Origin of the sequence: Secundilactobacillus malefermentans DSM 5705 = KCTC 3548, from assembly GCF_001436395.1 — a bacterium.
In the GTDB taxonomy this organism is placed as follows: Bacteria; Bacillota; Bacilli; order Lactobacillales; family Lactobacillaceae; genus Secundilactobacillus; species Secundilactobacillus malefermentans.
Window position 1 is genome coordinate 17,820 of sequence record NZ_AZGJ01000010.1, and the last position, 25,523, is coordinate 43,342.

Annotated in this window: 17 protein-coding genes and 2 pseudogenes; 1 reads left to right on the forward strand and 18 read right to left on the reverse strand. The window is 44.6% G+C overall.

The features are described 5' to 3' along the window. Positions 1-26: 26 nt before the first annotated feature. From FD44_RS03140 to FD44_RS03205, 14 genes and pseudogenes are all read right to left on the reverse strand, one after another. Positions 27-1,193 carry a MalY/PatB family protein gene (locus FD44_RS03140; RefSeq protein WP_010619123.1) on the reverse strand — a complete coding sequence of 389 codons (1,167 nt, stop codon included), beginning with the start codon at positions 1,191-1,193 and terminating at the stop codon, positions 27-29. Next, positions 1,194-2,060, reverse strand: coding sequence for a DUF3737 family protein (locus FD44_RS03145; protein ID WP_010619122.1), 867 nt, complete (start codon positions 2,058-2,060; stop codon positions 1,194-1,196). Positions 2,061-2,171: 111 nt separating this feature from the next. Next, positions 2,172-2,618 (reverse strand): NADPH-dependent FMN reductase family protein, encoded by a 447-nt coding sequence (locus FD44_RS10560; RefSeq protein ID WP_010619121.1) that lies wholly within the window; start codon positions 2,616-2,618, stop codon positions 2,172-2,174. A gap of 96 nt (positions 2,619-2,714) precedes the next feature. Beyond that, positions 2,715-3,596, reverse strand: a complete 882-nt coding sequence (locus FD44_RS03155; protein ID WP_010619120.1) for a LysR family transcriptional regulator — start codon at positions 3,594-3,596, stop codon at positions 2,715-2,717. A 244-nt stretch (positions 3,597-3,840) separates the two neighbouring features. After that, on the reverse strand, positions 3,841-5,133 hold the full coding sequence (locus tag FD44_RS03160) for a sensor histidine kinase (protein ID WP_010619119.1): 1,293 nt from the start codon (positions 5,131-5,133) through the stop codon (positions 3,841-3,843). A 4-nt stretch (positions 5,134-5,137) separates the two neighbouring features. Then, positions 5,138-5,823, reverse strand: a pseudogene (locus FD44_RS03165) (response regulator transcription factor). A 635-nt stretch (positions 5,824-6,458) separates the two neighbouring features. Continuing rightward, a complete protein-coding gene (locus tag FD44_RS03170) occupies positions 6,459-7,118 on the reverse strand; it encodes an ABC transporter ATP-binding protein (protein WP_010619118.1) in 660 nt (219 codons plus the stop codon). A gap of 1,042 nt (positions 7,119-8,160) precedes the next feature. After that, positions 8,161-9,609 carry an ABC transporter permease gene (locus tag FD44_RS03175; protein ID WP_010619117.1) on the reverse strand — a complete coding sequence of 483 codons (1,449 nt, stop codon included), beginning with the start codon at positions 9,607-9,609 and terminating at the stop codon, positions 8,161-8,163. 152 nt (positions 9,610-9,761) lie between these two features. After that, a complete protein-coding gene (locus FD44_RS03180; protein WP_010619116.1) occupies positions 9,762-11,477 on the reverse strand; it encodes a CotH kinase family protein in 1,716 nt (571 codons plus the stop codon). Positions 11,478-11,492: 15 nt separating this feature from the next. Beyond that, positions 11,493-12,365, reverse strand: coding sequence for a glycosyltransferase family protein (locus tag FD44_RS03185; RefSeq protein WP_029327479.1), 873 nt, complete (start codon positions 12,363-12,365; stop codon positions 11,493-11,495). Further along, a complete protein-coding gene (locus tag FD44_RS03190; RefSeq protein WP_162097559.1) occupies positions 12,362-13,864 on the reverse strand; it encodes a glycosyltransferase in 1,503 nt (500 codons plus the stop codon). Before FD44_RS03190 ends, FD44_RS03185 begins: the two co-directional genes overlap by 4 nt. A 152-nt stretch (positions 13,865-14,016) precedes the next feature. Then, positions 14,017-15,733 (reverse strand): LPXTG cell wall anchor domain-containing protein (locus FD44_RS10890; protein WP_420865789.1); only part of this gene is annotated, 1,717 nt, incomplete at its 5' end. Between the two features lies 1 nt (position 15,734). Further along, positions 15,735-19,655 (reverse strand): annotated as a pseudogene (locus FD44_RS10895) (KxYKxGKxW signal peptide domain-containing protein); the annotation flags it as partial. 306 nt (positions 19,656-19,961) lie between these two features. After that, positions 19,962-20,549: a M15 family metallopeptidase gene (locus tag FD44_RS03205; RefSeq protein WP_010619112.1), complete on the reverse strand. Its 588-nt coding sequence runs from the start codon at positions 20,547-20,549 to the stop codon at positions 19,962-19,964. Positions 20,550-20,676: 127 nt separating this feature from the next. Here FD44_RS03205 and FD44_RS03210 point away from each other — a divergent pair, with 127 nt between their 5' ends. Next, positions 20,677-21,567 carry an SDR family oxidoreductase gene (locus FD44_RS03210; RefSeq protein WP_010619111.1) on the forward strand — a complete coding sequence of 297 codons (891 nt, stop codon included), beginning with the start codon at positions 20,677-20,679 and terminating at the stop codon, positions 21,565-21,567. 88 nt (positions 21,568-21,655) lie between these two features. On the opposite strand, the gene FD44_RS03215 is transcribed toward FD44_RS03210, so the two are convergent. Genes FD44_RS03215 through FD44_RS03230 form a run of 4 tightly spaced genes read right to left on the reverse strand, consistent with a single transcriptional unit; the run spans position 21,656 to position 25,146 of the window. Further along, entirely contained in the window at positions 21,656-22,474 is an 819-nt protein-coding gene (locus tag FD44_RS03215) for a transporter substrate-binding domain-containing protein (RefSeq protein WP_010619110.1), read from the reverse strand. A 44-nt stretch (positions 22,475-22,518) separates the two neighbouring features. Next, positions 22,519-23,265, reverse strand: a complete 747-nt coding sequence (locus FD44_RS03220; protein ID WP_010619109.1) for an amino acid ABC transporter ATP-binding protein — start codon at positions 23,263-23,265, stop codon at positions 22,519-22,521. After that, positions 23,265-23,975 carry an amino acid ABC transporter permease gene (locus FD44_RS03225; protein ID WP_010619108.1) on the reverse strand — a complete coding sequence of 237 codons (711 nt, stop codon included), beginning with the start codon at positions 23,973-23,975 and terminating at the stop codon, positions 23,265-23,267. The genes FD44_RS03220 and FD44_RS03225 overlap by 1 nt, the downstream gene beginning before the upstream one ends. Positions 23,976-23,994: 19 nt before the next feature. Next, positions 23,995-25,146 (reverse strand): trans-sulfuration enzyme family protein, encoded by a 1,152-nt coding sequence (locus tag FD44_RS03230; protein ID WP_010619107.1) that lies wholly within the window; start codon positions 25,144-25,146, stop codon positions 23,995-23,997. Between the last annotated feature and the right edge of the window lie 377 nt (positions 25,147-25,523).

Here is a 25,523-nt window from a genome sequence, read left to right on the forward strand (position 1 = left end):
GAAATAGTCCGGGTTAAACCATTTTTTTAATCTTTAAATGCTGTTATTCCCTGTTTTAACCGTGACAAAGCATCCAGCAACTGCGCCGTTGGACACGCAATGTTCATCCGAATAAAGTCGTGGCCATCACCACGATAGTCGTTTCCAGTCGACAAAATTAATCCGGTTTCTTGACGCAAAAAGTCGGTCAGTTTCTGCGCATCATCGGTTAAGTCACGAACGTCGAACCAAAGTAGATAGGTGGCGTTTTCTGACACTAATCGAATTTGTGGCAGCTGGTCGTGAACAAATTTAGCAACCTCGTCCCGGTTCTCAGTCAGCTTCGCCTTTAGTTCATGCAACCAGTCAGCTCCCTGCGTATACGCAGCGATTGTTCCCGGTAATGCGGCAAAATTTGGCTCACCTAGCTCCTCGTTATTGAGGCCGCGAGAGACTGAAGCGCGCAAATGAGGCTCGGGCACAATAACGGTTGCAGCGTGCATCGCCGCAACGTTGAACGTCTTGCTGGGTGACACACAAGTGATGGTGTTGTTCCGCAAATTTTCAGGTAGTGAGAAAACGGGCGTATAGTGAGGCTCTCCAAAGACGAGATCCCCATGAATTTCATCGCTTAATAAGGTGACGTGGTTCTTTTGACATAGCGTTGCAATTTTAGTGAGCTCATCCCGTGACCACACCTTGCCCACCGGATTGTGTGGGTTACAAAGAATCATCAACGTTGTCAGTGGTTCTGCTAATTTAGCTGCCAGGTCCTCGAAATCGATATGATAGCGGTGATTCGTTTCATCATAAACTAAGTCGTTTGATAGCACGTGTCGCCCATTATTTTCGATTGAATTGTAAAAAATATTATAAACCGGTTCCTGTACCAAAACGGTGTCGCCAACGTTGCTACTACTGCGAACAACGGACGAAATAGCTGGTACAACGCCAGTACAGAATATCTGCCACTCGTTTTCCAAATGAGCGTGATGCTCCGTTTGGTACCAATTTGCGACAGCATCAAAGTAGTCGTCCCCCGGCTCTTCATAACCAAAAACGCCAAAGTCGACCTTCTTGCGCAGCGCCTCAATAATTGCGGGTGCCGTTTGAAAGTCCATATCTGCAATCCACATTGGCAGTTCATTCGGTTTGATGTCCCATTTGACGGAATTTGTGTTGCGGCGGTTCAATTTTTGCTCAAAATTAGCCATTTAGCCCGCCCGTCTTTCTGTCTGAGCGTCATTGGTGATGATGGTCGTCTTTGATGGATCCACTTTGTCGACTTCCATAATTAATTCGCCAATTGACTCAGCTTTAATGATGCCGCTGATTGGATTTTTAACGCTAGTAATATTGGAATGGATGTCCGCATCAATATCACTGCAGTATTCGAATGCCAAATCGGTCTCGAGTAACGTGCAGTTTTTCATGACAAGGTGGTCGATGTAGCAAAGGCCCTGATCACTCTCAATGGTACAGTTAATGAGCGTTAGATTTTTGGTGTTCCAGCCCAAGTACTCGCCGTTAATGGTGGAATCGTAAATGGTCACGTTCTCACAGTTCCAAAATGCATCCTTGGTCACAAACGTTGAGTTATGAATCTCAACGTTTTTAGCACCATCAAACCCGTAGTTTCCAATTAAGCTGAGGTGATCTGCGTAAATATTTTCGCTGTTCATGCCAAAGTAGTCACCGCGGGCCTGCACATTTTCAATATGAATATCCGAACAGTTCCACAATGTCTCATCTGCATCTGAAAAATAATCGTTAATCAGGGTAATTCCCTTGCCCCGCCTAAATTCTTTGGGCGCCTGGATGGAACTATTTGTCACTTTGATATCGTTGGTATACCAGATTCCGGAGCGGGACATTTCTTCCAAAATGATGTGATCCGCTTCGATGTGATTGCTGTACCAAAGCGGGTACTTCCATTTAAAAATGGTGTTCTTCAAGTTAATGTTGCGACTTTCCTTCAATGGCGATTCACCATCGCTAAATGTGACTTGGTTGAGGGTGGCGTCCTGCTCCGCAAAGAGTGATCGTTCACCAGTGAATAATTGATTTTGATAAGTTGTCAATATAAGTCCTCCTTATGCCTAAAAAGAAACTTTCCGTAAGTTCTACTTTAGCACTAATCGTTGCATTAATAAGTTAATTTAGCCAATTTGAAACAGCCTGACTTGCGCATTCTACTCGTGACCCGCGCATCGGTAATTCTTTCGCAATCGTTGCATCGGGGACGAGCTCATGAATGACTTCGAGGCAATTGCCAAATCTGCTCCCCTCATGTGTACAAAATGGGTGGATGACTTTGCCAGAAAGCGTCGCCTGCTGTCTACTGCTCCCGGTAGCGTGCCCCACCAAACGGGAAAGCCAATGTAAATGTCCCGTTCTGCCCTTAAATCGACCGCAATTGGTTGGATTGCGACTAGTTTTTCAGCATCAAGTTTGCTCCGTTGGAGAGTCTGATCATAACTGTCGGGATAGGGAATGGCCGCCAAAATAGGGAACGTTGGCATCCCTAACTGCTTACCAATTAGTTGCGCTAATTTAGCCGTATTTCCAATGTCTAATTTTTTAATTTCTCCGTTAATCAGCGTTTCACCACCATGAGAAAAGTAAATCACGACTGCCATTTCAAACCCTCCTTTCAACTAAAAAAGCCGTCACTATTGATTATCAATAGCGTACAGCTCGTCCTCTTCATCGTCTAATACTTAATGAAAGTTAATCTATGCTTGAAAAGCATTTTTAAAACGCTTGATTAGCTCGGAGGCCACCGGTGACATGACCCGATTTTTCCGCCAAGCAAGCACACAGTTAGTGGAAATGGCCGGGTCTAGTGGCAGAAAGGTTGTCTCTACATTCCGATTAGTGACCGCCCCTTCGATTCCAACGGCAGCGGCAACTTGTTTTTCGACCAACGGTAAAATATTAAATGCCAAATTGAAATTGCCAACCACGTTTAATTCGCTGGGGTCAATTTTTGCCCAATTTGAAATCAATTTAGTAATTTCCGGTCGTTTGGAAATCATGAGTGGCATCCCCTTGATATCAGCAGGTGTAATCCCTGTTTTGGTTGCCAAAAATGAGTTGTTTGCTACTAATAATCCCCATTTTTCTTGGCGTGGTAATGTCAAAGTGGCGTATTTTTCCGTATCAATTGGTTCCAATAGGATTGCCATATCGACCAGCCCTTTGTCCAAACGGTCGATAATATCATCACTGGTGCCTGTTGTAATATCAAATTTCACTTCGGGATAATCACGCACAAATTCTTCCACCATCATTGCCATGGTGTCCGAATTATCAGCTTCCACACAGCCAATTTTGAAGGTGCCACTGAATAGTTTATGGCGCCTGTCAACGAAGGCTTGCTCAGTCGATTGAGACAGTTCCAAAATTTCTTCAGCCCGACTCTTTAAAAATAGCCCCGCTTCGGTTAGTCGAAATCGTCCCTTTTCGCGGTCGAATAGTGGCGTGCCCAGCTCATCTTCGAGTTCACGCAACTGCCGACTCAAGGTTGGTTGGGTAATATGGAGCTGTTCCGCAGCACCGGAAACTGTGCCGACATCTGCCACCATCCAAAAGTACTGTAAAAGTCGTAGTTCCATGTGCTGGTTTCCCTCCATTTCGAATTCTAATAGATTTATTATACCATTGAAAAACGAGGGTGAGACGAAAGGCGGTTTGCTTTTGAGCATAGCCTAGATTAACGAATAATCCTGCACTTGGGATTGTTTGTTGATCGTAGCTAGGCGGAGAAAGCAGCCTTTTGGAACCCGACTAAGCAAAAGTATTCGGAAATAACAGAGCTGGGACAAAACAAATGTTTTGTCCCAGCTCCGTCTTTTTGTCTTATTTTATTGGAAGTACCACGGTGAAGATACTACCACCACCGGGATTATCGGTCACTTTAATGCGACCATTATGTGCCTTAATAATCCAAGCAGCGATCGCAAGTCCTAACCCATTTCCACCGGTTTCCTTATTGCCTGAGCGTTCTTCCCGATAGAATCGATCAAAGATTCGCTTCTTGTTCGCATCACTGATTCCCTGCCCAGTATCCATGACCTGAATTTTCAGCGAGTTGTTTTCGATAACCGTGCGCACCGTAATCGTATCACCCGGCATCGTATATTTGGCGGCATTATCCAGCAAAATCACCAGTAGCTGATGAATTCGTTTGGTATCCAGCATGACGGACTGCGTTGTTTCCGTCTTAATCACAAACTGTTTATCCTCACTTTGAACAAATTCTTGGTACGGATCCAACACTTCGCTCATAAATTCCGGCACAACGACGCTCGTTTTTTTGATGGCAATGGCGTTGGAATTCGCGCGGGCCAAGGTAAGCATATCGCTCGTCAACCCGTTTAATCGCCTAATTTCCGACAGCGACATGATAATTGGGTCAATCTGATCCTTAATCGTATCGTTGGGTTTGGTCATCAAGCCCTCCAGCTGATTCTGGATGATGGTCAATGGTGTCCGAATTTCATGCGCTGCACTGTCAACAAAGTCCTGCTGCTGTTGCCAGGCTTTTAGAACGGGTTTCATGTTAATCCGCGAGACAATGTAACTAATGATGAAAACTAATACTCCAAATAAAATCAGCGCTGCTAACAGCAGATTTTTGAATCGATTAATTCCCTGCAAATCTGGGGTGATGTTCTGAAGCACCATGGCGTACTTGGCGTTCTTCAAAAAATCGTTATTTTTAATATTATTTCGCTTTTCCACCCCTGCCGGTAGGCGATGCCGCTGAGTGTCTGCATTTACTTTTACGTAAACACCACGCATGGTTGCTTTACCAACCTGTTTGCTAAAAGTTTTATTGAGATCTTTCGTTTGCCCTTTGACCTTCAAAATTGACGCGGAAAAGCGCTGGAGACTGTCGCGATTCAAAATTTTGCCATTTTTATCGTAGTAAATCGTAATCGTCTTAAAATCAGAAGGTCGATCCATTAGCATTGGCTTCTTGGACACGATGGCTGCCCGCTGCTCTAATCCTTTATCAATGTTTGCATAGGTACTTTGTTGAAAGCGCGCAAAGATAATCAGCCCTAAGATCGAGAAAATGACCATAAAACTGATTAACTCGGTTAAAAATAACCGTAACTGTTGTTTGCGATTAACAATTTTATCCACTAAATTACTTCACTTCCAGTAAGAATCCGACGTTTCGAAGCGTTTGAATCAAGTCTGGCCGACCCGCATGCTCCAATTTTCGTCTTAGGTTACTAATATAAATGTTGACCACGTTAATCGTCGTGTCGGAGTCCATCCCCACACTCGGTCAAAAATCTGCTCGCGGGAGACGATGATGTTTTTGTTTTGCACCAAGTAGGCTAAAATATCGTACTCCTTACCCACTAACTTGAGGGCTTGATCGGAAATTAAAACCTGGCGATTTTCAGTATTTAACCACATTGCATCATCAACGACCAGTCGTTGGTCGTCTTGATAAACACCGCTTCGTTTGAGCAACGCCTTCACCCGCAAAATGAGTTCTTCACGATGAAAAGGTTTCGTCAAATAGTCGTCCGCACCAGCCTGAAATCCCGTTACTTTATCATCCAGACCATCCTTAGCCGTTAAAATGAGCGCCGGTGTTTTCACTTTATTTTTTCGGGCACTCTTGATAACTTCGATACCGTTCATGAGCGGCAACATCAAATCCACGATGAATAAGTCAAAGGGCTCTTCAATGGCTAAATATTCGCCTTGCTCGCCATCGAATGCCTGGGTCACCTCGCCAACGTCCTGTAAGAATCCTTTGACGCTGTCTGATAACTGGTGATCATCTTCAATCAATAATATTTTTATGCTACTTGCCATGTACACCATCCCAATTTTGTTCGCAAGATTTCGTTCCGTGAATTGAAGCAACTGTGAATCGTCACAACATTTCTATTCGTGCTCCGCTCCACTGCGTACTACGTCTAACTCTAGCCTACGAGGAACAAGTTCCTCTTCCAGGCTCTTCGTTAGTCCTCGCAAGCAATCGTGGATCGTCACAACATTTCTATTCGTGCTCCGCTCCACTGCGTACTACGTCTAACTCTAGCCTACGAGGAACAAGTTCCTCTTCCAGGCTCTTCGTTAGTCCTCGCAAGCAATCGTGGATCGTCACAACATTTCTATTCGTGCTCCGCTCCACTGCGTACTACGTCTAACTCTAGCCTACGAGGAACAAGTTCCTCTTCCAGGCTCTTCGTTAGTCCTCGCAAGCAATCGTGGATCGTCACAACATTTCTATTCGTGCTCCGCTCCACTGCGTACTACGTCTAACTCTAGCCTACGAGGAACAAGTTCCTCTTCCAGGCTCTTCGTTAGTCCTCGCAAGCAATCGTGGATCGTCACAACATTTCACAACAAGGTTGCCCCAAACCTCTCGATTTGAGCCAACCTTTTGCTTTTCTCTATTTTACCCTATTAACGGGCCAACTTCATTGCCAACCCTAAAGTGAAACCTAATTGTTAGACACTTTGAATTGATTATCCTTTAATTCAATTTTGACATCGCCCTGCTTGGCAATTTCTGAATCATGCGTCACGATGATAACTGTTTTGTGATGATTATGCGCCAGATCCTGGAATAACTTTAAAATCATTTCCGAGTTGGCAGCATCTAAATTTCCAGTCGGTTCATCGGCGATAACCGTTGTTGCATCCACAACCAAAGCTCTAGCGATGGCCACTCGCTGTTGTTCACCACCAGATAATTTCTGAACGTTCTTACGTGCCTTTTCTTCTGAAATGCCCACATTTTTCAAAGAATCAAGCACAAATTGTTTGTCACCGCGATGACTGGACTTAGTGATATCAAGTGCCGTCAAAACGTTATCAATCGCTGACATGTATGACATTAAGTTATATTGTTGGAAAATCATCGCAATTTTGGTGCGGCGATAATTTGTTAACCCAATTTTATTGATATTCTTATCATCAATTGTGATTTCTCCCGTTTGGGGGGAGTCTAATCCAGCAATGAATGATAGAAAAGTTGTTTTGCCAGAACCGGAAGCCCCAACAAACGTATAGACCTTACTTTGATCAAAACTCAGGTTAACATTTTCATATAACGGTTCTGAATTTGCATACGCATGGGTAAGTTCTTTAACTTCTAACATGTGTGCGCTCCTTTCGCTTTCAATGGTTATGTCGCTAAAGCGACCAGTCGGACTGGGACCTACTCGTTTTCAATGTCTATTTTGCTGTCGCAAAATCTGATTCTCATACGGAGAACCATCCAAACTGCCATACTTCAACTTAGCGACTTTTGCTTTAGTTGAATGGACAACGCCCGGAACATCAGAGATTCTCGGAACGAGAATATTCCTTAGAGTGAAGTAGTTATGTCGCTAGAACGACTAGTCGGACTGGGACCTATTCGCTTTCAATGTCTATTTTGCTGTCGCAAAATCTGATTCTCATACGGAGAACCATCCGAACTGCCATGCTTCAACTTAGCGACTTTTGCTTTAGTTGAATGGACAACGCCCGGAACATCAGAGATTCTCGGAACGAGAATATTCCTTAGAGTGAAGTAGTTATGTCGCTAGAACGACTAGTCGGACTGGGACCTATTCGCTTTCAATGTCTATTTTGCTGTCGCAAAATCTGATTCTCATACGGAGAACCATCCGAACTGCCATGCTTCAACTTAGCGACTTTTGCTTTAGTTGAATGGACAACGCCCGGAACATCAGAGATTCTCGGAACGAGAATATTCCTTAGAGTGAAGTAGTTATGTCGCTAGAACGACTAGTCGGACTGGGACCTATTCGCTTTCAATGTCTATTTTGCTGTCGCAAAATCTGATTCTCATACGGAGAACCATCCGAACTGCCATGCTTCAACTTAGCGACTTTTGCTTTAGTTGAATGGACAACGCCCGGAACATCAGAGATTCTCGGAACGAGAATATTCCTTAGCGTGAAGTAGTTATGTCGCTAAAGCGACCAGTCGGACTGGGACCTATTCGCTTTCAATGTCTATTTTGCTGACGCAAAATCTAATTCTCATACGGAGAACCATCCGAACTGCCATGCTTCAGCTTAGCGACTTTTGCTTTAGTTGAATGGACAACGCCCGAAACATCAGAGATTCTCGGAACGAGAATCTTCCTTGAAGTGAAGTAGTTATGTCGCTAAAGCGACCAGTCGGACTGGTTTATTCGCTCGTCAATATTTTCTTTGGCTTCAATCTCAAAATTCCTATCGAAGCAACACACACTGCCAACGCGATAATGACAAATCCTAAACCACCCAACTTCATAATTGATGAAGGCGTAATCGTCGTCTTCAAACTCTTCAGTTGACTCGCTTTAGACGTTGAAGTTGTTCCTTGGCTCATTCCTGGACGACCCATTTTGGCGCCGCCACCAGTGCCACCAGGTGCCTGTCCTTGACCACCACCGCCTGGTCCACCTGTTGAGGTGCCCGTGCTCGTTGACGTTGTGAGAGAGGAATTTTGCTGTGCCAGAAGTTGGTTACCAACCTTATTACCCACGATATTTCCAAATAAGCTGGCCACTACTAATGACGCAATCATGATGATGAACAACTCTGAAAATAGTTGTGCCACAATCTTTGATTTAGATTCACCTAACGAAACCAGAATTCCAATTTCACGGCGACGAGAACGAACTGACAGGATGATAATCAGTGCAAGAATAATTGTTCCTGCAGCAGCAACCAACCAGACAATTTTAGAGGCAAACGCTTTGACGTTCTTCATTGGCTGAAGCAATGATTGATAAGTTGAATCATCAGATGTTACTGAGAAATCTGAATCACTAATGATTGACTTGATTTGTTTGATTGTTGCCTTTGATTTCTTCGAATTAGATAACGTATAAGTTACAGTGCTTGCCTTGTTTTCCTTGCCGTTGATGCTGGCCGGTAACGTATAGCTGGTGTAAATCGTATTGCTTGGATCGCTACCCGGCATACTGCTACTTGAACTCGTTTTATAGATTCCGACAACCTTCATGGTGACATATTTCTTGGAGGTCGTCTTAATTTTGATGGTACTGCCCACTTTTAAAGCGTCTTGCTTAGCTAATTGCTTTTCAATGACGACATTCTTGGTGCCGGCATCGCTAGCTGTGATATTTCGGCCAGATACTAGTTTAGAAGTCTTAGACGTGAAATCCGAAGCCAGTTTAGTGCTCGTAACCCCACTTAGCGTTGTGTCGTCGGAAGAGGTACTGCTAGTGCCGCCTGGTCCACCCTTCATTGCTCCCGAAGAACCAGTTGTGGTTTCTATCGGATCAAACGAGTTAGCGGTAACTAAGGCAGTCGTTTGAATATTGTAACTGGCGACCGTACTTAATTGTCCGGCCTTTTTCGCCTTTGCATTTGAAACCGTTGGCGTTGTGATCTTAGTGGAACTAGAGCTCCCTGGTTTCATATTTTTGAACATTTTATTTCGGTTCGCTGAAACGGTGATTGTCGTTCCTGCTGATTTTGTTGCACTCTCTGTGGCGCTGACTGCGGCACTTTGAATGATGATACCTAAAAGAATGAAAATTAAAATGGCTGTCATTATCAGAAAGAGGAGGAAGCTTTGTCCCTTTTTGTGAATGAGATATTGCTGTGCCCGTTTTAAAAAGTTCAATGTCCCATCTCCTTAGCTTTAATGTTATTGAGTCTATAGGCGTGAGGTTAAATGAAGTTTAAAGCAGGAAGTGCTTTACCAATCGTTAAGTTATTGAGGATTATAAAGAAAACAAAAAAACGCTCATCCCAATTAGATGAACGTTCCCATTCCTATTTCGTTAACTGATCCACCCATGCATCACATTCTGCCAAATGTTTGGGCAAATAATCCTTTAAATAATCAAGCGTAAACCAATTTGCAGGCGACTCCCACAATGCTTGATCCAGCTTGACTGATTGCTTAATCTGGCCTGCTTGTGCTTCGGCATCTGCCATAATTAAATCGGACTGCAGCACCGTTTGGCGCAAGGCTTGCCACTGTTGCTGAATCTCAGTTGCAAACGTCCGCTTCATTTTCTCCCAAAGGGGACTCGTTTGATCATCAACCGTTTTTTGATGATTTTTACTTTCAGGATTGACCTTGTGGCCAGCCCTTCCCACCATGAAAATAGCGTCTAAATCCAGAATCGTAAACAGCCACTTTTGCCCGTCATACGTGTACATCACGTTATTGTGCGTCATATTATCGTATGCATCGGTTGCAATCACGAACAGAAAATAATTAATCACGTTGATTGGGTCAAAATAGTCGTTGGCCTTCGCGTAAAATTCCGCATCACTTGCCTCATGAATGAAGCTGGTTAACCGATAAATCGACTCTCGCACCACTTTATTGCCAGCTGATTGATGGCTCATAATGTCAAAATCACTGCCATCCAAATGAGGGTGCGATTCAGAAAATACTAAACCTGGCTTATCTGTGTGGCCTTGGCGCCCCATAATCATTATTTCGGACGATGAGCGAGAATCAATTTCTAACGAGTCGGCATCCAAATAGGTCATTAAATTGTAGATTCCGGTCGTTTCACCGTTCATGCTTAAATTAACTGGATAGCCGGCTGTAGTTCCCAAAAAATCAGTATCCCGCACCGTATTGACGTAAGCATCATCTGTTTTTAAAATGGCCCGCCATAAATTTAAAGCGGTTTGCGTCCTCACGTGAGTCGGATCCATGTAGTCAGACCTCAAAGAAAATTTGGACCTTGCTTGTTGCCAATCAAATAGCTTCAGCTTCACAGGTTCTCGAGTTGTCGCATCCTTAAATAGTTGAATTTCATAATTATGGCGCGCCCAACTTGCACTCGAAGCTCCCTGAACGGTGATTCGCCCCCAAGCTGTTACGGGGGTCTGATTGAGGAGATGAATTGTCACTGGGGCAACTGCCGTCCGCCCCTTTGCGAGCTTAAAAACATCTCCAGTAATATTAATAAGCGGCAAAACAGTGCCAGCATTCGTTATAAATTCCTTATTAATCCAAATTGTTCTGCGATTATCAATCACATGGACAAATGTGCCAGCTGAACTCGTCGCTTCTTCAAAGACTTGGACAACATTTTCCTTAAAGTAATTTTTCCGAATCGACCGGCGCTTAACGTGCGCTGTGGGTGTGCTGTACGGCAAGTTTTCGTAGATGGGCAAATGTTCCGTGAAAGTCAATTGGGCCAAGTATGGCGTTTTCGAAAAAGTATATGTCCTGGTGGGCACCTCTAACGCATCCTTCGCAATCCAGTAAGCTTCATCCCGAATTGTGACGTGACACCAAATTGAGCCAATGTTGAGCAACATTTCCTCAAAAACGGCCACCGTTTCGCCATGAAACCGGCCGAGGTCGCCACCCGATTTAATCGTCTCACCTGCTCGAACGGGCCAGGGATTTCCGGCATACATCCCATCCTTCCGATTATTTTGGTTAATAACGCCATCATAAGCTACCTTCTTAAAATTGACGACGTATGATTGATATTCAGATTTCGATTCTTTCGTCATGCTGATCCGCTCCAATTATTTTTTCGCCAAACTCGCCAATAACGTTGTCCAAGCTTCAGTTCCATCCGTTTGATAATCGTTACCACGTACCACTTGAACGCCTGCTTTTTCAGCCATTTGCGCCTGATTATCATTTCTAACAAGCAACGCATCGTAGGCGGCTAACTTTTTCGGAATTTCGTTATAAATGGTCCCCACTTTTAGAATAGTTTGGGGTAATTTTGCCAGCAACTCATCGTAGTCCGTTCTTTCAGTGACAACGATATCGCCAGGCTTTAGGCGCTGCTCTAAAAATTCCAATTCTAAGTCTTGCCTGCTATAAAATCGCGCATGCTGACCAGCCTTACTAAAAGTTGCGTAGTGCTTTTGATCAAACGTCGCCGTTAAGGCCGTCTTGTCTGCCTGATCAAAATAAGTTTGCGCTGCCGTGACGCCATCCCGTTGATAGGCTGTCATCGCCAACCGGCCTAAGTCATTGAAATAGTCCAATTGAATTTGATTCCCTAACCGGTCAAAGTACCGAACTTGTTCCACTTTTCCCCGTTTATCAGTTTGCGCTTCGGCAACGGTTAGGTCACCATCCTGAAATTGATAGTCTCGACTCTCAGGGTGCATTCTAAAGTAGCCATCCAAATCATGAAAATCATTCACCGATAGTGGACTAGCTGTCGGTTGTTCAAAGCCTTGCAGTTCATCAAATAGCGATTTAATTTGACCCTTTTGAGCAACGATTGTCCCAGCGGTTTTACGCCAATTTGGTGAAAAATGCATGAGTAAGAGGGTCGTATCAACGCCCATTTCACTGAACATTTTGAGACGCTTAAGACTCGTCTTTTCAATAATCGTGTTTTTAGCATTCAAAGTTCCATTGATGAGATATAGCATCATTGTTGACCGCCTTTCTCGTAAAATTCTGCCGCCCGATCACTAATTTGTTGCCACTGCGCAAAGACTTCTTTTTGACTAAACCGCAGCGCAGATTCGTAGGCGTGATTGCTATATTCTTGCCACTTTTTCTTGTCCTGCAGCAAATCAATCCCGGTACTGGCCGCGATTCCACGATCGCCCATCGCAACAATATTGCCATTTTCGCCAGGAATAATGAATTCGCGCGGTGCGTATTTGAAATCATAAGCAATCACTGGAACGCCGTGTGATAGGGCTTCATTAATGACCAGCATCACGCCTTCGTACTCACTAGTTACAATCATCAGTTGCGCTTCGTCGTACACCTTGGAAATATCTAGTGCGAAATCGTGAAATTGGATTTCCTTTTCTAGCTTCAACTCTTTAATTTGCTGCTTCAATTTATCAAAGTAGTCATCATCAGAAACCAAGCCCCAAATATCAAACGTGGCATCCGGAATCTCCGCGTGAATTTTGTTAAAAATATGAATCTGTTCTTCAATCCGCTTTTCAGGTGAAATTCGCGAAATTGAGATCATTTTATAGGGTTGGCGATCCTTTAGCTTATTCTTTGTAACAGTTTCAGGATCCCACGAAGCACCAGAAATTTTCACCACTTTATCATCTGGAAACTGGAGGCGACAGTCAGCAGCTTGCTGGTCCGTTTGCGCAATCATGCAGTCCCACTGATTCAAATTTAGTAGGGGTTGGCGATAGTTAAAGTTATAGTCCTTTGATGTGGGATTTTTTAGGAGGTTGGTCGCGTGAATATTGTGCAAGAAGAGGGCCTTATAAATTGGCGTCTTAGTATTTTCCATTGCCCAGGAAACGTCTAATGCTCGGTCAGTGATGAAGGCCGATTGCGGAAAAGCTTCGGCCAATTGGCTAAGAAAATAAGCTTGTAACTCATTCTTCCCAGTCAAGATCGTTTTTCGCTGGCCATCATCGATGATAACCGACGTTTTACTGACCTTTTCATCCTTGAGTTGCCAACGCTGTGTGATGCGCTTGTTGCCCGCCAAATCAAAATAAATATCAACTAGGCGGCGCTGATTAACATCAAAAATAATGGTTGATGATAAAAATCCGCGAACATCATACTTGTCCTCCGACGTGTATTTTTCATCAGGACCGTAGTGCAAAACGCGCTTTACGTTTCCGTTTGAGAACGTGTCGATAAATAAGGTGAGCTTTCCCTTAAGGTAGTATCGTTTATTCTTTTCTGTCACTGATGATAACGGTAATTTGGCCATTTTTAATATGTCTGTCGGTTGAATTTGCTGTTGTTCAACTTCACGAATATCGCACAAATAATCATACAAGTTAAAATATTCATCGGCGTGCACGCCGTGAGCTGCCATTCTAACGCTAGTTTCAGGATCATACAGCATTGTTAAAATTTTAGCTGGCTTACCAAATTTTCGAAATAAGACTAGCCGTTTAATTTGCGCATTTTCGATTCCTGACACTTTAATTTTCATCGTTTTCCCTACAAAGAAAAACATCGTGACATCCCCCGTTAATTATGAATTTTGGTTATCTTAATTTTACTATAAAACCATTTATGTAAAGAAGCCACCCGACCTTAAAATCGAGTGGCTCCTTTTTAGCGTCATTTCAAATTAGCTTTTCGTTACGCCTCGTCTTTGCGATTCTTTCGACGTAATCCAAAGAGTGCAAGTAGGCTGGTAAGAGCCACCATTGCAAGTCCCGCTTCAGCTGCCGCATTACCAGTTGTTTCATTGGTTTGTGGCAAACTGTCCTTTGGAGATTTAACGTTACTTCCATTAACGTTACCGTTTGCTGAATCAGCAGTTGCTGAGGCGGAAGAATTCTTACTCCCAGCCTTACTACTTGAATCGCTATCGTTTGACCCGGATTGCTTTGCACCTGATTTAGGTGACTCATTATCCGAATTCGTTTTCTCAGTAGCGTCAACCGCTTCATTAAATTCTACCGCATCCGACTTAGCTTCACCTGGCTCACTAGGAGTCGCTGGTGTCCCACCAGAGGTAGCTGAAGCGTGGTAAACGTCATCTGAAGGATCTAATGGATCAGTGCCATCAAGCTTTTCTTGGCCATCGTTGGTTCCACCACCATCAGTGTCGGACTTAGTTGGATTTGTGCCATCAGTCTTTTCTTGACCATCAGTCACGCCATCACCATCAGTATCTGAGTTCTTAGGATCAGTGCCATCTGATTTTTCTTGACCATCAGTGACGCCATCGTTATCCGTATCTGGATTCTTTGGATCAGTGCCATCGGATACTTCGGACTCATCCGTCACGCCATCACTGTCGGTATCTGGATGAGAAACATCGTCAGTTGGGTCTAATGGATCGGTCCCATCGTCAATTTCTTTCCCATCAGTAGTGCCACCACCATCAGTGTCTGGGTTCTTAGGATCAGTTCCCGCTGGGTTCTTAGGATCAGTTCCCGCTGACTTCTCAGCACCATCACTCAGGCCATCTTTATCGGTATCGGAACTTAGTGGATTAGTCCCATCAGATTTCTCGGTGCCATCGTCGACACCATCACCATCAGTATCGGATTTTGTCCCATCAGTACCATCTGACTTCTCAGTGCCATCAGTGACGCCGTCGCCATCCGTATCGGACTTGTTTAGGTCCGTGCCGTCTGATTTTTCGGTGTCATCAGTAACCCCGTCGCCGTCCGTATCTGTATGAGTTTTGTGATCCGTTGAATCAAGTGGGTCAGTCTTATCGGATATCTCAGTCCCATCAGTGACGCCATCCCCATCTGTGTCGGGTTTATTAGGATCAGTTTCAATCGTTTTTTCTGTTCCGTCAGTCAGGCCATCGCCGTCGGTATCCGACTTATTTGGGTTGGTCTCATCTGACTTCTCAGTACCATCATCAACGCCGTCACCATCCGTGTCAGGCTGAGTCGGGTTAGTGCCATCTGATTTCTCAGTACCATCAGTGACCCCATCACCATCGGTATCAGTCTTATTCGGATCGGTGCCATCGGATTTCTCAGTGCCGTCTGTGACCCCATCATTATCCGTATCTGGATCAAATGGGCTGGTGCCATCTGATTTTTCAGTTTCATCAGTAATGCCGTCGCCGTCCGTATCTGGATGGTCCTGATCATCTTTAGGATTTAATGGGTTAGTCCCATCTGACTTTTCTTGACCATCAGTTGTTCCACCACCATCGGTATCCGTCTTATTCGGATCAGTCCCATCGGATTTTTCGGTACCATCCGTCACACCATCGCCATCGGTATCTGGTTTGGTGCCATCGGTGCCATCTGACTTCTCAGTGCCATCAGTGACCCCACCACTATCGGTATCGGCCTTGTTAGGATCAGTCCCATCGGATTTTTCTNGGTGCCATCGGTGCCATCTGACTTCTCAGTGCCATCAGTGACCCCACCACTATCGGTATCGGCCTTGTTAGGATCAGTCCCATCGGATTTTTCTGTTCCGTCAGTCACACCATCGCCGTCTGTATCGGATTTAAGTGGGTTCGTGCCATCGGATTTTTCGGTGCCATCAGTGACCCCATCGCCATCGGTATCTGACTTATTAGGATCAGTGCCATCGGACTTCTCAGTTCCGTCAGTCACGCCATCCGAATCAGTGTCTGATTTATTTGGATCAGTCCCGTCTGCTTTTTCTGTATTGTCAGTGATACCGTCACCGTCTGTGTCTGGATGATCTTTATTTTCCGCTGGATCAAGCGGGTCAGTGCCATCGGATTTTTCAGTCCCATCAGTGACACCATCGCCATCGGTATCAGATTTGTGCGGATCAGTCCCGTCAGATTTTTCGGTGCCATCATTGACCCCGTCGCCATCCGTATCTGACTTCAGTGGGTCAGTCCCGTCCGACTTTTCAGTGCCATCCGTGACGCCATCGCCATCGGTATCTGATTTGAGTGGGTCAGTGCCATCAGATTTCTCAGTGCCATCGCTCACTCCGTCAGAATCTGAGTCTGAATTTTCCGGATCAGTCCCATCAGACTTTTCGGTAATATCCGTGACACCATCACTATCAGTATCAGGATGGTCTTTATCATCCGTTGGATCGAGTGGATCGGTGCCATCCGTTTTTTCTTGACCATCAGTTGTGCCACCACCATCGGTATCTGGTTTTAGTGGATCAGTTTTGTCTGATTTCTCAGTCCCATCAGTCACACCATCGCCGTCGGTATCTGGTTTTGTCCCATCAGTGCCATCGGATTTTTCGGTCCCATCAGAAACACCATCACTATCGGTATCTGACTTCAGCGGATCAGTTCCGTCTGATTTTTCGGTTCCATCCGTCACACCGTCGCTATCAGAATCAGAATTTTCTGGATCGGTGCCATCAGACTTTTCAGTCGTATCGCTAACCCCATCACTATCTGTATCTGGATGATTTTTATCATTTGTTGGATCGAGTGGATCGGTGCCGTCAATTTTTTCTTGAGCATCACTTGTTCCACCACCATCGGTATCGGGATTATTAGGATCAGTTTTATCTGATTTCTCAGTCCCATCAGTCACACCATCGCCATCGGTATCTGGCTTAAGCGGATTGGTACTATCGGACTTTTCAGTACCATCCGTCACACCATCGCCATCGGTATCTGGTTTATTAGGATCAGTGCTGTCTGACTTTTCAGTTCCGTCAGTCACACCGTCACTATCCGTATCTGGCAGCGTTGGATCTGTCCCATCAGACGTCTCAGTTGCATCCGTCACACCATCATTATCAGTATCAATCGTTGTATTGATGGCTCCTTTAACATCCTCTGGATCATTAATGCTGTAATCTGATTCATCGGTATCAAGTGCGTCAACCGCCGCATTAACTTTAGCAATGCCACTTTCGTTCAATTGGTAAGTATAAGCGTAGGTCGAGCCATCATTTTGAGTGATTGTGAAGTCATCAACCGTTAAGTTTGGTGCCAATCCATCCACGTCAGTGCTAAATGCAGTTCCATTCGCTAAAGCATCCGTCAACGCGCCTTCAGCTGTTTGGTCAGTTGCGCCAATAATGGTGTTGAGGGTAATGCTCCCAACGACCACTTGGGTTGGCGTTGTAACCGTCACCGTTTCGTCAAGCGCCCGAATGGCATCATCAACATCTTCCTGTGAAGCATTGACGTTACTCAAAATATCAGCGCTAGGATTTAGTGCTTCAAGTTGGGTTTTATCCACATTTTGGTAGGCAATCGTTGTGTCAGCACGCGTAACGGTATTGTATAACTTCGTTGCTTCGTTAAATTGTTCCCCAATGAAATTACCAGCTGCAACACCCGCAGCGTTTAAATCTGGGTCAGTCCAAGTAATTGGGACGATTGTCGTTGTACTTGCCCCAATCCCACCATCAATGGCAGAACTAATCAGTTTGTCGAGAGTATCATCAGTCAAAAAGTTCGATACGGTAGCGACAGCCGTATCAATTCCATCTTGAAGTGTATCTGATGCTGTATCTAATGCAGCTGATAACGCATCTGATGCAACGCTAAAAATTGAATTTCCCACAATTGTGTTCATCAAGTTTGATAGCGCCGTTGAACCGGTCGAATTATCGGTACTCGTTCCGGTAATTCCAGCCAAAACGTTGCTCGTTGATGACTCCCAGCCATAAAGGTAGTTCGTAATCATTCCTGAGATGGCAGCTGTCGCTGATGCGTTACTGAACGCACTAATGGTGCCCGTTGCGGCATCGTAAGTCGCATTAACTAATTCGCTAACCGCAACCCCATTTTCCATCAAATTATTTCCGGAAGCGGTCATGGCATTTGCCTGAGCGACCGCGTTGTTAATTGCCTCTTGATAAACTGACGCAGCGTCAGCAATATCACTTAGTCCCCATAAATCGGCTAGACTTCCGATTGCGTTAACTGCAGCACCAATCCCAGTAGAGATAGCTGTCAAAGGTTTCGATGCTAATGTATTTAAATTGGCGATAATTGTATCCGTAAAGAAAGATGTAATGGCTTCCATACCAGCGCCATTGAACGCGGTTTTAACAATCGCCTTGTTCGTAATGGTGCTATTGACAGCATATTCTCTGGCAAGGTTGTAATCCGTAATTTGAAATAATTCGCCGGTTGACTCATTTTCAATCGTGATACCGACCCCATCATTGGCCGTTACCAAAAATGTGCCAACACTGACAGAATCGCCAATAAGTGAGGGTACACCAATGGTCGTCCCATGCTCATTATTTCCAAGCATCGACGTATTAATTCCTGATTGTTGCGCATTTGCATAGAGGGTTGTCCCTCGTTCTTGAAGATTTTCGCTGTCCGAACTGATTGCGCCTTGGTTGTTGAAACTATCGGTAGCGGGTGTCTCTGTATTTGCTTCCGTCCCATTGAGGATTGCGCCAGAAACGTTGAGATCATCATCTAAGTCATCATTATCCGTCGCTTCCAAATCGGCTCCATCTTTTGCGGTGACGTCGCCGTACTGTCCATTTGCACGGTCCGTGTCAGCATTTGCCTGCTGGATTGTTGCTGAAGCAGTCTCACTGTCACCTAGATTTGCCGTTGCACTATTTTCCGCTTGGGCGCCATTAGAGCCAAACAAGGTTCCTTTAAAAAGCGCATCCCCCGTCTCAGGATCCGTCACGATTCCTTCTTTTGAAGAATCAGTTTGACTGGTTCTGTCTTCGGTTGATCCGTCCCCTAATTCAACGGTGGGGTTGGTACTTTCATCAGTGGTGACTGAGCCATTTCTGACCACGTCGCCAGCCTTTGCTGCAGTTTGGTCACTGGTCGCTGTGCTTTTTTCTGAGGTACTTTCAGAAGTTGCGGTAGCTGGAGTCGCAGCCTTCGGAGCGGCTGTGGCTCCTTCCTTAGCGGGCGCATCAGAAGTTAGTGGATTAGTATCTGCGCCATCCTTAATGCCATCCCCATCAGTATCAGCCTTCGTTGCATCGGTCCCAGCTGTGGTTTCTTGAGCCGTGGTAAGGCCGTCACCATCAGCATCTTCGTTTGCATCCGAAGCCGCGTCCGAAGCGCCATCAGATGTGCCATCTGAAGCAGCATCTGAGGTACCGTCAGAAGTTGTGCCTGACGCATTTTGAGTCGCATCAGACTGCGTTGTCGCCGTTTGCTCGGTTGCTGGATCCTCAGTTGTGGCGGCACTTGCGCTATCCACCTGTGCAGCACCTAAAAAGAAGAAAAATGTCGTAATCAAACCAGCTAAAACCCACTTCTTACCTGATTTGTACAATTTAAAACGTTCTTTTTCATCCGACTTGACCCGTGTCTTTTTAGACACAAAATTACCCCTATAATTAATCTTCATATGTAGTTATCCTCCCTACAAATACACTTGTTCTGAATCGACAAATCACGAAGCTTCCCGTCGCTTTATAATTATCTACAGCTTAAATCCCACTAAAATTTAAGCCCCATCAAGGTTTCCCCCATGATTGATTAACATTATATTATAGTTCCATGATAAGTAAAGCTTTTAATATCCCAATTTTAGTCCCCACAAAATGGTTTTAAGACCATGTGCTTCCTTTATGTACAGTATTCTAAGATATTATGGCAAAATAATAAGAATCAGGTCGATTAAAGTCGCCTGATTCTCATTATTTTTATCTCCTTAATATTTTTTAGGGTCCACCTGCATAGGACCATACTCATCCGCATCGTCGTCCATATAATCCCACCACTCATTTTCATAGCCATGAAAGCCAGCCTGTTCCATTGCGATTTTCAGGGCTTGATAATTTTTCTCTTGAACGACACTTCTCGGATAACTGCGTTTTGCCTTACCGGTGAAATCATCAAAGTCGCTTTGCATGTCAACTTCATTGCCATCCAGATCCGTTAGTGTCAAATCAAAGGTGACCCCCTTTTCATGACTGTAATTTGGATTGGGCTTTGCCACCCACATCTCGTCTGGATAAACTTCGTACAGTTTCTTTTGGGCATACGTGGGGCGATACGCATCCCAAATTTTGATTCGGAATCCCTGTTGACGCAGTATTTTAGCGGCAATTCCTAATTTTTTAACCGTCCCGGCCCGCGAAATCGCTTGGCTAAAATCATAGACTTTTTTGCCAGTAAAATTAGCCGCGGTTGCGTATTTCAAATCAACAATAATGTCTGGGACCACTTCATGAACGTTAATAAAATCCGGATCCTGTTTGACCGCTCGTGCTTCTGGTAACACGCGTTCTTTACTCATTAATGTTGCCCCCCTGGTTTTCTTCTATTTTACGCCATAAACCGATAAGCAAATAACTATCCGTCCAAATTGGCATACGTTAGACTGAAATTAACGCATCAACACACTCATTTAGGAGGACGTTTATATGACTGAACCCCATCTTCAGGACCCCCGTGAATTGTACTATCGTCATGAATTTCCTGATCAAGATCAAGCAGCCCCCGCTCTACAATCTGAAATGAATCCGCAACCTGATTGTGGCGAGACCAGCTATGAAGGTCACGACCGCCTGTTGAATCGGCGCGTTCTCATCACTGGTGCCGATTCCGGAATTGGCCGGGCAGTTGCGATTGCCTTTGCTCGTGAAGGCGCTGATGTTGCCATTCAATATTTGCCCGGTGAAGAAACCGACGTCAACATGGTCGCAACCTTGATCAAAGAGGCTGGCCGAAAATGCGTCCTGCTTTCTCACGATTTGAGGGACGAAGCTGCGCCCGAGGAAATGGTCGCCAAAGCCGTCGAAGAGCTAGGCGGGCTCGACACGCTTGTCTTAAACGCTGCACAGCAAATTGCACACAAGGATATCGCAGATCTTTCAATGCACCAGGTGAAAGACACCTTCATGGTCAACATCATTTCCATGTTCGCCATCGTTAAGGCGGCAGAACCACATCTTCCCGCTGGTGGCGCCATTTTAACGACCTCGTCCATTCAGGGATTCAATCCCAGCCCCCAACTTTTGGACTACGCAACCACCAAGGCTGCCATCGCTAACTTTACAATCAACTTATCGCAACAATTCATCAAAAGGGGCATTCGAGTGAACGGTGTGGCGCCCGGTCCCATTTGGACGCCGATTCAATTAGCTGGTGGCCAACCACAGGACGCGATTCCCAAATTTGGTCAAAACGCACTCCTTGGACGTGCCGGTCAGCCGGTGGAACTTGCGCCGGTTTACGTCTTTCTAGCATCAAATGAAGCAAGTTACGTCACGGGTCAAATTTATGGCGTGACGGGTGGCGAATCAATCAATTAGTTGCAAAAATAGCACATTCCTCGATAAGTAGAGAAACGTGCTATTTTTTGTTTTCTAGTGATTCTTATAGTGATTGAAGCAGGCAATACTAGTTATTAATATCTGCACCAAAATACTTCTTTGACAGCTTCGTCAACGTTCCATCAGCCTTCAAATCTTTGATTGCTTGACTGATTTTTTTCTGAAGTTTAGGTGACTTTTTGTTCAAGAGTGCTGCAACCTTAGCAACTGGAACCTTTTCTGGATCAAGCTTTTGGTACTTTAATCCAGCAGTTGAGTTATCTTTTGCATAAACTAACCATGAACCCAATGAGTTAATGGTGGCTTCACCACGTTTTTGTTTGAGCATCTGTAGCGTTGTTGGGAAATCACCATTTGGCACAACGGTTGCACCATACTTCTTGGCGATTGCTGCGTTATCTGAACCGGTTCCTTCAACAAGGCGCTTGCCCTTGATGTCGTTAATACCCTTAATGCTGTTGTCCCCTTTGCGCGTTACTAAGACGTACTGTGAATTGATATAAGGCGTTGAGAAACGATACGTCTTTTGGCGTTCCGGCGTCACAGTGATGTTATTGAGGGCGGCGTCAAACTTGCCACTTCCAACTCCGGCAATCAAACTGTCCCACTTTGTTGGTTCAAATTTAACTTTTAAGCCAAGTTTTTTAGCAATATCACGGCTCAAATCGACTTCAAAGCCGACTAATTTGCCATTTTGACGGTATGAATAGGGTTTAAATGCCCCTTCAAGCCCAACCGTCAGCGTTCCTTTGTTCACTAGCTCTGATTTATAGGTTGATTTTGAACTCGATGATTTATTTGATGAGCCACATGCTGTTAAGGTAACAGCGACTAAAAGTGCCCCTGCTAAAACTGATAATTGCTTAATTCGTTTTGAAAATTTCATAATGTAACTCCCCCTGTGTTGTCCAAAAATAATTTTTGCTACTTTTACGCGATGCTTGAGAACGTCATTGCCGATACAAAATCTTTGATTCGTTTGTTTTCCGAGTTGAAGAATGGTTCCACTTCCCCGTCGTAAAGGATGCAGCCCTTTTCGATGAAAATGACCTTATCTGCCACCTGACGTGCAAACTCCAAATTATGCGTCACGATAATCATCGACTGCTTTTCCTTTGCAATCTGTAGAAGCACCTTGAGCACCTCGAGTTCCAGTTCAGGATCCAATGCACTAGTCGGTTCATCCAGTAAAATGTAGTCCGGATGCATCGCCAGTGACCGTGCAATGGCAACCCGTTGCGCCTGACCACCGGATAACTGGTTTGGATAGCTGTCAGCTTTGTCGCCAAGGCCCACCTTTTTGAGTAACTCTAAGGCTTCAATGCGAGCCTTATTTTTGTTCTGCTTTAAGACCTGAACCGGTCCCTCCATCACGTTTTTCAACACCGTCAAATGCGGAAATAGATTATATTCCTGAAAAACCATTTCCGTTTGGCGCCGGACGGAGAGAATGGTTTTGTTTGCAATTGGTTTGCTCAAATCAATGTTGATTTCATTAAACTCGTACTGGCCTGACTCCGGGCGTTCCAAAAAATTCAGTGATCGCAGTAACGTCGACTTTCCGGCTCCTGATGGGCCAACGAGAACGGTCGTCTGATTTTCAGGAAATTCTGTCGTAATGTCCGTTAAAGCCGACTGTTTGCTGAATGTTTTATTTAAACTGGTAAGCTTTAACATTAAACGTTTCCTCCTCCATTTGCTGAAATGTAACGGGACGTGACTTTTTCAAGGTAGCCTTGCAGCCACGAAAGCACGGTACAGAATATGGCGTAAATCAAGGCTACCAGGCTATACATAATTAACGGTTGGTAATTTTCGGCGGCAATTTGCTGGCTCACTTCGAACATTTCTACTATTGTAATGGACGCTGCCAACGATGTATCTTTCACCAACCCGATAAAACTGTTGGAAAGGGGTGGCAAAGAAACTCTTAATGCTTGCGGTAAAATGATGCGCCGTAACGCCTGGGCTCTGGTCATTCCGATTGAGTAAGCGGCTTCCCATTGCCCTTCCGGAATCGACAGGATGGAAGCTCGAATCGTTTCCGAACAGTAAGCACCCGTATTCAATGAAAAGGTGATAATCCCAGCGGTCATCGGTTCCAATTTGATTCCGTCTGGAAAAATTCCCTTAATTTTCAAATAGGGTAACCCAAAAAACACGATGAACAATTGAACTAGCAGTGGTGTGCTCCGGAATAACCAAACGTAGAATCTGAAAATGGCTTTAACAATGTAGAAGAACCCTTTTTGATTTGATAGGCGAACCAACGCCGTAATCAGCGCCAAAATGAGTCCCAGTACAAATGAAATCAGTGTTAACGGAATCGTATACTTCAACCCCGCTGCTAATAGCTGCGGGAATGAATTTGTAATTATTTGCCACATAAGTTTGTGTCATTCCTTTTTATTTAGATAATTGATCAAGTGATTGCGCTAAATCTTCAATTAAGTCGTTTGCATCTTCAATTCCGACTGAGAACCGCAGTAATTGTGGGGTAATACCCGCCTTCAACTGATCCTCTGGCGAAAGTTCTGCATGGGTCATCGTGGCTGGTAGCTCAATCAAACTTTCAACGGCACCAAGACTCACGGCGATGTGAATGAGTTGCAGGTGGTTCACAAACTGGATGGCGTCCAGATCATCCCGGAGTTCAAATGAAATCATGGCCCCGTATCCGCGAACTTCTGCGGTGGCAATTTCGTAATCTCTAGTTCCTGGAATGCCTGGGAAGTATACTTTTGCAACTTCATCGCGATCTTGTAAAAATTTAGCAAGTTTCAAGGCGTTTTCTTGATGACGATCCATCCGAACAGCAAGCGTCTGAATCCCACGGCGCAACAGTGTGATGTCTTGTGGTGATAAAATGCCGCCAATTGCGTTTTGCGCAAAGTAAATTTTTTCGGCTAAGTCTTTCGCCTTCGTGACAACCAACCCAGCAATGAGATCGGAATGTCCACCAAGATATTTGGTAGCGGAGTGAAGAACGATGTCAGCGCCCAAATCAAGTGGCTGTTGTAAGTATGGCGTCAAGAAAGTGTTATCAACAATCGTCAGCAGGCCATGCTTTTTGGCAACCGCTGAAATTTCTTTAACACTGGTCACTTGAAGGCGGGGATTCGTAAATGTTTCAAAGTAAATTGCTTTGGTGTCTGGTGTAATCGCAGCTTCAACTGCCGCTGGATCCTGCGTATCAACTTCCTTAAACTTTAGTTGCCAGCGTTTAAAGTACTCGTTAATGAGGCGGTAAGTTCCACCATAAATCTTGTCGCCCAAAATAATTTCATCGCCTGGTTTAAATTGGGATAGAACGGCATGAATGGCAGCCATTCCGGAAGCAAAGGCAAATCCGGCCTCACCATGTTCAAGTTGCGCAATCAGACTTTGGAGATTATCTCGCGTTGGGTTGCCAGAACGAGAATAATCGTATTGCACGTTACTTTCGGCATCTGGATAAGCGTACGTTGTTGCCGTATAAATTGGGGGGTTAATTGCCCCGTTTGCATCCTTAATCTGTTTGCTACTGCCGTGTACTAAATCTGTGTTAAAACTTGTCATTTGATCTTCACCATCCCTATTAGAATAAAAAAATCCGCCCCCACATATCGCTATGTAGGGACGGACGCACCGTGTTACCACCCATATTTATGTTAGTTTAAAGCCAACACCTCACTGGTACCTATTGATACCTGACAATATAACGGTTGTAACCGGCTAGTTAGCGTTAACTTTCTAGCAACAATTCGGAGCTCATCTTCGCGACCAAAACTAGTTCCCTTTCTCACCATCCGGGGTCTCTTTATCTACTTTTTGGTTGTTACTCTTCTCTTCAATGTGTTCACTTATTAAAATTCACTGTATAAATTAGAATTTAATGAAAGAATACACTCGTTTTTTAATCTTGTCAACATTCTATTGCAAACACAAAGATTTCA